This is a genomic window from Candidatus Hydrogenedentota bacterium, from assembly GCA_013359265.1.
GTDB lineage: Bacteria > Hydrogenedentota > Hydrogenedentia > Hydrogenedentales > SLHB01 > JABWCD01.
The window spans coordinates 241019-253397 of the sequence record JABWCD010000003.1 but is presented as its reverse complement, the minus strand read 5'-3'; the positions used below and the strand labels follow the sequence as shown (position 1 = coordinate 253397).

Annotated in this window: 13 protein-coding genes; 5 read left to right on the top strand and 8 right to left on the bottom strand. The window is 61.2% G+C overall.

All coding sequences use genetic code 11. From position 1 onward, the window contains the following. Positions 1–32: 32 nt before the first annotated feature. The gene (locus HUU46_03335; protein ID NUM52657.1) at positions 33–1526 is read left to right on the top strand and encodes a DUF1501 domain-containing protein; all 1494 of its coding nucleotides are present in this window, start codon (positions 33–35) and stop codon (positions 1524–1526) included. 321 nt (positions 1527–1847) lie between these two features. On the opposite strand, the gene HUU46_03330 is transcribed toward HUU46_03335, so the two are convergent. Further along, positions 1848–2930: a methylated-DNA--[protein]-cysteine S-methyltransferase gene (locus HUU46_03330; protein NUM52656.1), complete on the bottom strand. Its 1083-nt coding sequence runs from the start codon at positions 2928–2930 to the stop codon at positions 1848–1850. Further along, positions 2896–3666 (bottom strand): alpha/beta fold hydrolase, encoded by a 771-nt coding sequence (locus tag HUU46_03325; protein ID NUM52655.1) that lies wholly within the window; start codon positions 3664–3666, stop codon positions 2896–2898. The genes HUU46_03330 and HUU46_03325 overlap by 35 nt, the downstream gene beginning before the upstream one ends. 180 nt (positions 3667–3846) lie before the next feature. Between HUU46_03325 and HUU46_03320 the strand changes: the two genes are divergently transcribed. Further along, positions 3847–4800 (top strand): serine/threonine-protein phosphatase, encoded by a 954-nt coding sequence (locus HUU46_03320; protein NUM52654.1) that lies wholly within the window; start codon positions 3847–3849, stop codon positions 4798–4800. 84 nt (positions 4801–4884) lie between these two features. After that, entirely contained in the window at positions 4885–6027 is a 1143-nt protein-coding gene (locus HUU46_03315; protein NUM52653.1) for a VCBS repeat-containing protein, read from the top strand. A 152-nt stretch (positions 6028–6179) separates the two neighbouring features. Here HUU46_03315 and hemW read toward each other — a convergent pair whose 3' ends face one another. Together hemW and HUU46_03305 are read right to left on the bottom strand one after the other, a co-directional pair. Continuing rightward, on the bottom strand, positions 6180–7274 hold the full coding sequence (gene hemW / locus HUU46_03310; protein ID NUM52652.1) for a radical SAM family heme chaperone HemW: 1095 nt from the start codon (positions 7272–7274) through the stop codon (positions 6180–6182). Between the two features lie 79 nt (positions 7275–7353). Then, positions 7354–9045, bottom strand: coding sequence for a carbamoyltransferase (locus tag HUU46_03305; GenBank protein ID NUM52651.1), 1692 nt, complete (start codon positions 9043–9045; stop codon positions 7354–7356). Between the two features lie 107 nt (positions 9046–9152). Between HUU46_03305 and HUU46_03300 the strand changes: the two genes are divergently transcribed. Both HUU46_03300 and HUU46_03295 read left to right on the top strand, forming a co-directional pair. Further along, positions 9153–9449, top strand: a complete 297-nt coding sequence (locus tag HUU46_03300; GenBank protein ID NUM52650.1) for a hypothetical protein — start codon at positions 9153–9155, stop codon at positions 9447–9449. A 47-nt stretch (positions 9450–9496) separates the two neighbouring features. Continuing rightward, the gene (locus HUU46_03295; GenBank protein NUM52649.1) at positions 9497–9721 is read left to right on the top strand and encodes a DUF4926 domain-containing protein; all 225 of its coding nucleotides are present in this window, start codon (positions 9497–9499) and stop codon (positions 9719–9721) included. Here the strand turns inward: HUU46_03295 and HUU46_03290 are convergent. From HUU46_03290 to HUU46_03275, 4 genes are read right to left on the bottom strand one after another with little or no spacing between them, the layout of a single operon-like run. Further along, entirely contained in the window at positions 9718–10569 is an 852-nt protein-coding gene (locus tag HUU46_03290; protein NUM52648.1) for a GNAT family N-acetyltransferase, read from the bottom strand. The genes HUU46_03295 and HUU46_03290 overlap by 4 nt on opposite strands. A gap of 56 nt (positions 10570–10625) precedes the next feature. After that, positions 10626–11351 (bottom strand): 23S rRNA (guanosine(2251)-2'-O)-methyltransferase RlmB, encoded by a 726-nt coding sequence (gene rlmB / locus HUU46_03285; GenBank protein NUM52647.1) that lies wholly within the window; start codon positions 11349–11351, stop codon positions 10626–10628. 19 nt (positions 11352–11370) lie between these two features. After that, positions 11371–11823, bottom strand: coding sequence for a hypothetical protein (locus tag HUU46_03280; protein ID NUM52646.1), 453 nt, complete (start codon positions 11821–11823; stop codon positions 11371–11373). 9 nt (positions 11824–11832) lie between these two features. Further along, positions 11833–12183: a hypothetical protein gene (locus tag HUU46_03275; GenBank protein ID NUM52645.1), complete on the bottom strand. Its 351-nt coding sequence runs from the start codon at positions 12181–12183 to the stop codon at positions 11833–11835. Between the last annotated feature and the right edge of the window lie 196 nt (positions 12184–12379).

Genomic DNA, 12379 nt, shown 5'->3' with positions numbered 1-12379 from the left:
ACGCAATCGGTTGACGGCAGAGGGTTTCCGACATGGATCCGCGTTTGGAGAGAGTAATCCAGTCCCGCCGGGAGTTTTTGGCCACGTCGGCGAGCGGGTTGGGCGGGTTGGCGTTGGCGTCGTTGTTGGCGCAGGAGGGGTATCTCGCACACGCGGCGGAGCCGCCGCAAATCGCGAACCCCCTCGCACCGAAATCGCCGCATTTCGCGCCGAAGGCGAAGGCCTGCATTTTCCTGTTCCAGGCCGGCGCGCCGAGCCAACTTGAATTGTGGGACCCGAAACCGAAGCTAAACGAACTTGATGGCCAGCCGATGCCGGAATCCATGACGAAGGACGTCCGCTTCGCGTTCATTCAAAAAGACACCGCGGTGCTGAAAGGCACTGAGCGCACCTTCAAGAAGTATGGCGATTGCGGGATCGATCTGAGCGATCTTCTGCCGCACCTCGGCACGGTGGCGGACGATATCTGCTGGATTCGGTCGATGCACACGGACGCGTTCAACCATCACCCCGGCCAGTTGATGATGAACACGGGTGTGATGACGTTCGGCCGCCCGGTGATGGGGGCGTGGATCAACTACGGCCTTGGTTCGGAGAGCGACAACCTGCCGGGCTACTGCGTGCTCACGGCAGGACGCGGCACGAGCGGCGGCGCGTCGAACTGGTCGAGCGGGTTCCTGCCGTCGACGTTTCAGGGCGTGCTGTTGCGCAACCAGGGCGATCCGATTCTCAACCTCAGCAACCCTGGCAACCTGCCGCACGACTGCCAGCGGCTCGGGCTCGATACGATCCGCGATCTCAACCAGATGCACTACGAGACGATCAACGATCCCGAGATTCTGTCGCGCATCGCGTCGTACGAACTCGCGGGGCGCATGCAGGCCGAAGCGCCGGACCTCATCGACATTTCCGACGAGTCCCCCGCGACGCTCGAGTCCTACGGCGTCAACCGGCGCGAGCCGGAAGAATGGAAGAAATACCGCAGCGGCGGGCCGGACGAGTTCCAGACCTACGCGTTCAATTGCCTGCTGGCGCGGCGCATGGTCGAGCGCGGGGTGCGATTCATCAGCATCTACCACGAGACCTGGGACCATCACGAAGGCATCAGCGAGCGCCTGCCGTTCAACTGCATGATGTGCGACCAGCCTATCGCCGCGTTGATAAGAGACCTCAAACAGCGCGGGCTGTTCGAATCCACGCTGGTCGTGTGGGCGTCCGAATTCGGGCGCACGCCCCTCGGCGAAAACCGCGCAGGGTTCCGCAAACCGAACACGGGCCGCGATCACCATCCTTTTGCGTTCACCATCTGGTGCGCCGGCGGCGGTATCAAGGGCGGCCAAGTCATCGGCGAGACGGACGAGATCGGCTGGAACATTACAAAGGACCCGATCCACATCAACGATCTTCACGCGACTTTGCTGCACCTATTCGGACTGAACCATCTGGAACTCACCTATCGCTATCAGGGCCGGGATTTCCGTTTGACGGACGTTGCCGGCAAGGTCGTGGATAGGATGTTGGCGTAGCGGATTTCCTATACGTCGTATAGGTCTTATACGACCTATTCTTCCCGTTCCCGCGAATACATTCTTGCAATGCCCACGCAAGAACTCATTTGTAGCGAAGTCTGGGGCAGCAACGGCAATGCGAGCATTGACCTCGTGTTGCCGGGCTTGCGCGGCGTGTTGTACTCGCGCACTCGACTACTTATCGTGTTATTCGTGCTCGTGCTCGTGCTCGTGCTCGTGCTCGTCATCGTAATCGATACTCGTCTTTCGATCCGATCGATCCACGATTACGATGACGAGCACGTGGGACTACTGCGCGGAGCTCGATTGTGGGACCCGCTATCCGCGCTGTTCGCGTTTGAGCAGTTCAGCCTTTCGCCGCGTACCCCATCGGTACCCCCCGACACCGCCCACGGCGGGGACGACGCGGTGGCACGGAATTGCGAGGGCGACGCGATTTGTCGCGCAGGCGCGCGCTACGGCGCGTGCCGCTTTCGGAACGCCGAGCAAATCGGCGATGCGCGCGTAGGTCACGGTCTCGCCTTCGGGAATGCTGCGCAGCACGTCCCACACCTTGGCCTGAAATGCTGTACCGCGCACGTCGACCGGCAGCAGGGGCCATGCCGTGCGGCCTTCCACGTATGACGCGAGGGCCTTGGCCCAGTCGCGTACGGCGGCGTCCGCGCGCGTCACAACGGCCTTGGGGAATTCGGTCAGCAGGTCGCGCTCCAAGGTTTGCGCGTCGTTACCCAGGCTGACGTGACAAAGCCCCTTCGCGGTGGCCGCGACGAGGATGTATCCCAGTGGGCATCGCACTGTCGTGTAGCTGAGCCGCTGGTGTTGCGCGCCGCGCAGGTAACGCGCGGGAGACATGCCGAGGCGACGCGACGCCGTCTCGTACACGCGGCTCGGCGCTTCGAACCCGGCGGCATAGATCGCCGTTGTTACGTCCCCCTCGCGGTGCAATGCGGCCCGCAGACGGGCAAAGCGCAGGGCGTCCGCGAACCGCGCCGGTGATACGCCGAGCACCTCGTCGAACAATTCGCGGAGCCGCCGTTCGCTTACACCCGCGCTTGACGCGACCGCGCGAATGCTGACACGCGTGTCGCCGCCGCCGTCGAGTACCGCACACGCCGCCGCGACGATCTTCTGCGCCACATCGCGCGATGTCGCGGCCTCCGGTTTGCACCGTTTGCACGGCCGAAAGCCCGCAGCCTTCGCCGAATCCGTATTCGTGAAAATCACGACACGGTCAGGTCGCGGCCTGCGGCTCGGGCACGTGGGCCGGCAGAAAATGCGCGTCGACGTCACGCCGTAATACACCAAGCCGTCGAGCCGCCGGTCTCGCTCGAGTATGCCCTGCCAGACCGCCGGATCCGGCGGCGTCTCAATCGCACGCCGCGACGATCGGGGCGAATTCATCACGCACCTCCCGAAGTTCCGATGCGACCGCCAACAGATGTTCCGTCAGTATATCGGGTTTGGAGAAATAGGCTGAATGCCCCGCATCAATCGACACGACGCGCTTACACGGCATCGCAGTGTGCATCCTCCGCTGCAGCGTCACGGACACTGCGCGGTCCTGGAGCAACTCGATGTAGTAGCGCGGCACGGTCCCGTACCGCTCCGCGGTCAGGCGCAGCGGCGTAAGCGTCGGCTGCAGTGGTTCCGGCGTCAGGAGCATTTCGCACAGCGCCACGTCATCGTCGCAGCAATCGGCATACAGCGCCGGGCGAAACGCTTCGCGCTTCAGCATGTCCCAGCCTTCCTCCGGGTTGACGACCAAATTCGGGACAATCATCGAGTCCTTGTCCGACCCGCCATACTCCATCACGCGCGCCCCATCCGGCAACAGAAACGCTGCGAGATAGACCAGCGCGCCGATGCGGTCCGGATAACGCTCCGCGGCTTGGGATGCGACGATCCCTCCGCGGCTGTGCGCCACCAGCACCGCTGGTCCGGTGATCGTGTCCAGCGCCTCGCCGACTCGGGCCACGTAATTGTCCAGCGTTACGCCACCGGGTTTGCGCCAGTCCTTGCCGTGCGCGGGCATGTCCGGAGCAAGCACCCGGTGTCCGGCGGCTTCTATACGCGGAACGACCTTGTGCCAGCACCACCCCCCATGCCAGCTTCCATGAATGAGTACAAACGTTTCCATAGCGACCCCTTTCCGGTTGTGAAGTGCAATGTACGCAGCATGCCGCGTCTGGGAATAGCACGGCTATCCGGAATCGGCGGTCAAAGTGGCCGCCGCGCGGGGGCGATATCGGCCGCATCGGACAAGGTCGTGGATACGATGTTAGCGTAGGGAGTCCGCGCACACTCGATTTTTCCTTTCGTGCTCGTGCTACTGCTCGACTTCGCAATCGTGGATCGATCGGATCGAATGTCGAGATTCGACTACGATGACGAGCAAAAGCACGAGCACGTGACACTACTGAGCCGCGCCCATGAATACATGATCGCCATGCCCACGCGAGAACTCATCTGCAGCGAAGTCTGGGGCAGCAACGGCAATGCGAACCTTGATCTCGTGTTGCCGGGGCTGCGCGGGGTGCTGTACTCGCGGGCCTGTGGCGGGAAAAAGGGCGGCGACGTGTACTACGCGTCCGCCTGCGCGGCGGGCGTTATCTCGCGCATGTGCCTTGCCGACGTTGCGGGCCACGGGGAACAGGTCGCGCAGGTCGGCAACTGGCTGCGTGGCGCCATGCGGAGCACGATGGGCCAGCACGAGCCCTCGAAAGTTTTTCACGCGCTGAACAAACGCGCGTCCGTCTTCGGACTTGAGGCGCTCACCACGGCCGTCTGCCTCAGCTTCGACATGATGACCGGCGAACTCCGCTTCTGTTACGCGGGCCATCCGCCGGCGTTCGTGCTGCCCGCCGGGGCAACGGAATGGGCCGTGTTGCACATGAGCGACGATGCGGCCGGCGTGCGCAACGTGCCTCTCGGCGTTTCGGACGCCGCGGCTTTCGACACCGGCGCCCGCGTTATCAACGAAGGCGACCGGTTGTTTCTCTACTCCGATGGCATCCTCGAGGCGCCGGACACTGCGCATGCGCTCTTCGGCTCCGATCGATTGCTGGAAACGCTGAATGGCGCCGCGCGCCATTCAGCGGGCGAACTCGCGCGCACAGTCGAAGCGCGGCTCGCACAACATACCGGCGGCGCGGACTTCGCGCACGACGACGTCACCTTCGTCATCATCGAAGCCGGCCCCCGCGCCCTCGATTCTAAGCTCTGGCAGCTCCTGCGAAACCAATCGCGAAAGATGGTTCGACATCTGGCCTGAGTGCGCGCACATTGTTCCCCCGGATCGTATGAGCTACTATTGTGCCGGGTTGCGAATCGGGCCATTTAACCGGGAGAAGTCGTCATGCTTCACGGCCTGCTCATACTGTCTGTGATCGCCGCTGCCGCGGAGGAAGGCGCGCCGTGCCTCACGTTCGAGCGGACGAAGATATCCGCGGAATCGATCTACGAGTCCGCGTCGGCGTTCGACGTGAACAACGACGGCAACATCGACATTTTCTCCGGTGAATACTGGTGGGAAGGGCCGGACTTCGCGAAGAAGCACAAGGTGTGCTCGATCCAGCGTGTGGACGATTATTACGACGACTTCTCGAATTATCCCATGGACGTGAACGGCGACGGCTATACGGACATCATTACCGGCGGCTGGTTTGGCGAGACGCTCGCGTGGCGCGAGAACCCCAAGGGGCAGCCGGTCGAGTGGACGACACACGAAATCAAGAAGACGGGCAACGTCGAGCGTCCCTGCTTCTACGACATCGACAACGACGGCGATATCGAGATCATTCCGAACACCAAGGGCGTGTGGATTTTCAAACTCATCCGCGATGCGAACGGCAAGGGCACGGGCCAATTCCGCGAGACGTTGATCATGGAAGAAGGCGCGGGGCACGGCATCGGCTACGGCGATCTCAACGGCGATGGCCGGCCCGATATCATCCTCAGTCACGGCTGGCTCGAAGCGCCGGAGGATCCCTACTCAGGAAAATGGGAATTACACAAGGACTTCGCATTCGGCATGGCGAGTTGCCCGATCCTCGCGCACGACGTGAACAAAGACGGCAAGATGGACATTGTCGTCGGCATCGGACACGACTACGGCCTGCAATGGTGGGAACAAAAGATCGACGGCGACGGCGCGCGTTCGTGGGAGAAACACGACTTCGAGCCGAACCGCTCGCAGTTCCACGAAATCCAGCTCGTCGACGTCGATAACGACAACGAACTCGAACTCGTCACCGGCAAACGCTTCCGCGCGCATGGCTGGAACGATCCCGGCGCGCGCGATCCCATCGGCCTCTACTACTACGAACTCAACGGCGGCAACCCCGTCCGCCACACGCTCGACTACGGCGATTACAACAACCACGCCGGCAGCGGCATCTATCTCTGGGTAGAAGACATCGACAAAAACGGGTGGAAAGATATCGTCGCACCGGGAAAGCAAGGACTCTACTTGTTCAAAAATATGGGACCGGTGAAGTGAAGAGATTCGGCTTGGCCCGTACAGCGCTACTGAGCATTACTCGAAAGCCCTCGTTTCTCGCGACCAAGCTCCCTTAGTTTCTCGTGACCAAGCTCTGCGTGGTAACGCGCTCTTGAAAAGCTCCGCTTTGGCCTACGGCCCACTCGCCGCGTTCACAAAACTCCCGCACTCACCAGCGCCAACCCAATCTCATTGTTCAACTCAAACCCGCGTCTTGTCGGGCGCAACGTCTCACCATCGTCGGCCAACAGGTCCCGCGCTGACAACGCGCGAACCGGTTCCGCGAAATCGGCATCGAGTTCCCGATCAAACCGTGCGCGGTACGCGCTCCGCGATATCCCCTCGCGCAAACGCAAGTGCTGAATGACGGTTTCGACGCGAACCTCCTCGTCAGATAGCGGCAACGATTCCGACTTCTCGCCCGGCTTATCGAGATAATCCTCCAATTTCGCGTGGTTGCGCGCGCGGACGCCGTTCACAAACGAATACGCGCCAGGGCCGAATCCGGCGTATTCTTCGTTACGCCAGTAATGGAGGTTGTGGACGCTTTCGCGTCCGGGCTTGGCGTAGTTCGAGACCTCGTAGCGATCAAACCCGTTCAGCATTTCCAAAGTCACTGCGTACTGTTCGAGGTACAAATCTTCGTCGATGGCCTCTTCGGCACGTTTGCCGAACGGTGTGCCTGCTTCGTATGTCAAGCCGTACGCGGACACATGCGTGGAACCCATGCGCGTGGTTTCTTCGAGTGTGGCGCGCCACGCGCCGTAAGGCGGCGCGCCGAAAATGAGGTCGATGTTCCAGTTCACGAAATGCCGGCCGACGATCGCGCAGGCGCGCCGCGCGCCATCCGCATCGTGCCGGCGGCCGAGATAGCGTAACGCGTCCTCATTGAAGCTCTGCACACCAAGGCTCACGCGATTCACCCCGAGATTTGTCCAACGTCGGACGAGTTCGCCGGTGATGTCATCGGGGTTTGCTTCAAGCGTAATCTCGGTATTGTCGCTCAAGGCAAAATGGCGGCGCACCGCCGCGAGGACCGTTTCGAGATCGCGCGGCTCGATGAGACTCGGCGTCCCGCCGCCAAAGAAGACCGAGTCCGCGTTTCGAGGGCCATCGTATGCGGCGATCTCGCCGCACAACGCGCGGATGAATTCGTCCGGTACTACGCCCTTCGTCGGCCGCTTCACGAAGTCGCAATACGGGCAGATGGTACGGCAGTAGGGAATATGAATGTATACGCCGATCATGGCGGCAATTATAGGAGCAAGATTGATGACAAAGAAAGGCGATGCCGTCGCATCGCGCACCAAGGCGCGTCGCACAAACTCAGGGCGATTTCGTGAGAACAAAGTCACCCAAGACGAGTGCATCCATGCCCGTGCTGAAGAAACATCGCGCGGCGTCGGCGGGGGTATTGACGATGGGTTCGCCCATGACGTTGAAGGACGTGTTAAGCACCATGGGAACGCCACGGCGGCGCTCGAAGGCCTCGATGAGCGCGTAGTACTTCGGATTGGCGTCACGCGTGACGGTCTGCACGCGCGCGGTGCCGTCGACGTGCGTGATCGCCGGGACCTTTTCGCGCAACTCTTTTTTGACCGGATACACGAACAGCATGAACGGCGACGACGTGCAGCCGTCGAAGTACTCGCCCGCGCGCTCGGCGAGACAACTCGGCGCGAACGGACGAAACTCCTCACGGTGCTTCACGTACATGTTGATCAGGTCTTTCATGTCCGCGCGCGTGGGATCGGCGAGAATGCTGCGCGCGCCCAACGCGCGCGGGCCGAACTCCATGCGGCCCTGGTACCACCCGACAATCCTTCCCTCCACGAGCAGATCGGCGGTCCGCTCGATGACGTTCGCCGGATGTTCGTATGGGAGCTTTGCCAGATCGAGGAAGCGTTTGATGGATTCGTGCGAGTGCTCAGGCCCCCAGAAGGCGTGCCGCATTTCGAAGCCGCGGGGCGCGCGCGTGAGTTCGTAATGCTTTTGCAGCGCGGCGCCGATGGCGATCCCGTCGTCGCCCGCGGCGGGTTGCACGAAGATTTCGTCGAACGGCCCCTCCCGCAGCAACCTGCCGTTCATCGAGCAATTCAGGGCCACGCCCCCCGCGAGGCACAGCCGCTTCGATTTCGTTGCGTCGTGCAGATGCCGCGCAACGTGCAGCGCGGTTTCCTCGAGCACACACTGTAGCGACGCGGCAATGTTTTGATGCTTCCGTCCGATCGGTTCGTCCTTCTTTCGCGCCGCGCCAAATCGTTGAATGAACTTTGGCGACATATACCCGCAGCGGCTGCCCGCGAGGTAATGGCACTGCAACCACGAAAGGTCGATGCGATAGCGACCGCCTGGCAGCAATTGCACAATCCGTCGGAACTCGTCCGCATACTCCGGCTCGCCGTAGGACGCGAGACCCATTACCTTGTACTCGTCGCTCGCGCGCGCGAAACCGAGGTAATCGGTCAAGCCGGTATATAACACGCCGAGCGAGTTTGGATAGTGCTCCGAGAACAACGGCGTTATTGTCGTACCGCGGCCCACTCCCGCCCACGTCACGTCCCATTCGCCGACGTAATCAATCGAGAGCAGCGCAGCTTCCTCAAAAGGGCTGACAAGAAACGCTGACGCGGCGTGCGCGGGATGATGGTGCATGAAGTGCAGCGCCGCGCGTCTGCCGCAGAGGCCGCGCATTCCCAGGACATATTCCGCGTTGTGCTGCATCTCGTAGGCGATATACCCGGCCGAATACGTGGGCGACTTCAAGATTTGTGTTAGGCGATACGGTATCCGCTTGCCGAGCCGCAGCCCTGGGCGCATGTAACAGCAGACGTGATCAATGTCGTCAATCGAAATGCCGGCGGTATCGAGGCAGAACTGCACGGCCCTTCGCGGCACGCCGCCCTGATGCTTGATGCGCGTCAGCCGCTCTTCCGCTACCGCCGCGACCAACTGCCCATCGCACACGAGCGCCGCCGCGGAATCGTGCGAGTATCCCCCTATGCCGAGAATGTTCACGTGTTGATTTGTAAAGTCTGAGTTATTGTTACGACTTGCCACAGCATACTGTCATGTTGCTGACAAGTCGATCTGGCGGATCTATGGCTGCGCATGGTTCGCGGTAAGTGAAGCTGCCTAACGTTGAAAACGCAGTCGTTCCCGAACGCAAAGTCGTGCAATATCTGCTTTCGAGTTCTCACGCACGCGGGCGGCACAAAGCGGCGTTTTTCGGACAGTTTGGGTTCTCGGTCAGCGCATGGTGGGTCTTGGCGCACGCCATCAAGCGACACGCTCGCGAGCACGATGTCACGATTGTCGAGGAAACATCGTTTGGAATTCCATATACTATTGACGGCCCGCTAGCCGCGCCGGATGGCCGGAGGCCAAACGTCCGGGTCGGCTGGTTTGTCCGCAACGGATAGACTGCCCCAGTACTGGCGACCGCGTTTCCACTGCCGAGGACACGAGCATGATTAACGAACTTGATCAGGTGATACTGGAAGTTGACTTGCCCGAACACGGTCTCGAGAAAGGCGATGTCGGAACGGTTGTGCTTGTCCACGGAAACGAGGGGTTCGAGGTCGAGTTCATGACGTTCGACGGCGAGACCGTTGCGCTCGTTTCGCTCGCGCGGGGGCAGATTCGCGCAATCGGCAGCGGGGAAATCGCCCACGCAAGGTACGTTTCACACTAGCGGCGGGTACTGAACCGAAAGTCCGTGAACTCGCCCATGCGCTCGTAGCCCAGGCGCGTATACACAATATTTGGGCCAACATCCTCCGCGTCGGTAAAGAGGAAGATGTCTCGGTATCCCCTTTGCAGCAGGTGTTCCGATATCGCTCCGACAAGCGCTGTGGCGTATCCACTCCGGCGATGCTCCGGCGGGACGTACACGCCGACTACGCGCGCTGCGGTATCGGATGCAGCTCGAAAACCCGCCGTTGCGACTGCGACATCCGTTCGCCATACGAATATCGTGCCCGCGGCAACCTTATCGAGAAGGTCCGTCTTGTCGATGCGCACGATTAGGCCCAACTCTTCGTCGAGGGCCAACTCCCACGCCAAGAGCAGATCGGCTTCCTTTGGCGTTGCGAGTTCCGCGGTTCCCGGCGGCAGTGCAAACGGAAGCAGCGTATTCAGCTTGTAGAGAAATAATGGTTTGTGCAGCGTAATCGTCAAACCGTGCCGCGTTGTCCAAACCGATGCGAAGCTCGCAGCGAGTTCGCTTGGGCCATGGACGCCATTCAACATGACCGATCGGCTCGAAAGCGCCTCCACCAGCGCGTCAGAAGCGTCCGGGCACAACTGTGTCAGGTTAAGACCATACGGCGGAGTCTGGATCGCCGCGCCAACTACGTCGCCGCCATTGGCGATGATACACAGCAGCGGCGGTTCCACGTCGAGCTGCACTCCGTTCCGCAGTGCTGCCAGCCGGCGGCGCAGCACGCCGAGCATGACATTGTTTTCCGCCTCGTTGCGAAGCAGGAACGGCCGAACGATCGCGTCGAATGTGGCCAGATCATTGTAGAATCGAACGTCCATCCGCGCCTCCGCTCGTCGCGTTGTACGTCATCGAGATTATGCATACCGGATCGAAATCAGACGCGAGGCGGGCGTTGGCGCAGGCATTCGGCGATGGCGATGGCCGCGCTGACCGACGCATTGAGCGATGTAATGGGTCCGGAGAGAGGTATGCGCAGGTGAAAGTCGCAATGCTCGCGCACGAGCCGGCGGATACCCTTGCCCTCGCTGCCGACGACGAGTCCGATACGCCCTTTCAAATCCGCTTCCCAGATCGTTTTGTCGGCATCGGCATCGAGACCCGCGATCCAGAAACCGGCTTTCTTCAAGTCGTCGATGGCCCGCGTGAGATTGGTGGCCTGAACGAGGTCGATGTATTCCATCGCGCCCGCCGCGCTCTTCATTGCGGCGGGGGAGAGCGGCGCCGACCGGTCCTTGCCGAACACGACCGCGTTCGCGCCGCACGCCGCGGCGGACCGCACGATCGCGCCGAAGTTGTGCGGGTCTTCAACGCCGTCGAGAATGACGACGACGGCCTGGTCCGGAAACGCACCTTTGGCCCACGCGCCGGAATCCAGCAACGGTAACGGGTCCGCGTCCAACACGACGCCCTGATGCACAACGCCGCCGGACAGTTGATCGAGCCGGTTGCGGTCGCATTCTTCGATGGGCACGCCGTGCGCCGCGTGGCAGATGTCGTCAACGTCCTTTGCATTGCGCAAAAGGAAAAGCCTGCGCGCCGGTCGCTTTCCGGCGCGCAGGCATTCGAGTACAGGAATACGTCCGACTACACGGTCACGCAACGATCGCAATCCCGCAACGTCACCGCTGACCGACTTCGCCGAGTTCGTGCGTCTCCGCGAGCTTGTCAATTCGGAGGTTTAATACATCGATCTCCGGGACCCGATCGTCCATCGAATGCGCGTTCATGTCGCGCAAACTCGCCAACAACTCGATGCACCCCTCGTAATCGCCCTGCTTTTCTCTGCATTTCGCCAGCCGGTATTGGTTATGCAGATAGTTCTTCCCATTTGGATAGCGCTCCATTGCGTCGCGCAACACCATCTCTGCCGAAGAATATCGAAACGTCTTGATCAAGAAACCCGCGAGGTTCGACAACCCGGCCTCGTTAAATTCGTCCTGTTTCGGATCGACCCCGACCTGCCCCTCGGTGAACTTCCCGCGCAGAAAGCGCACCCCGCCGTCGGTCACCAGCCACCCCAGGCCAACCACGACGATGATGATCAGCGGCCACTTCAAACGACTTAAATCCATGACGCCCTCCTACAGACCGATGCGTCCCCTGACGCTCTCGACCAGCGGCGAGAGCACAGGGATGCTGAATATCGTTCCGACCACACCGAGAACGACCGCAATAATGAGAATAGCGACCGCCCAACCGAGTATTCTGCTGAGGAAATACCCCAGCCCCAATCCGCCCTTCTTCACATCGAGTTCTTGCGCGCGCTTCACGAACACCTCGTGTTTCTGTTTGCACTCCGCGCTGCAAAAGAAACCCGTCGGCCCCTGAATCTTGCACGCATTGCAGAACGGTTTGCTGCACTGCTTGCACCGCCCCACCGCCTCGACTGATGGATGGTTGACGCAAACCGCTCCCACACCTGACAACGCCATAGGCACTCCCTCCTCCTACGGTAACCCACATGTTCGTCGTCCCACACGGACACGCAGGCGCCGCGCTCCCCGTAGCACGTGCCTCGAAGGGCCTTGCAGCCCAAGGCGGTCAGTATACACCGAATTCGTGTTTTTACCAGTGGAGGGCCCGATTCAAATTCGGTTCGCCATATGGGGAAGCAACGGGTGGGGCGAG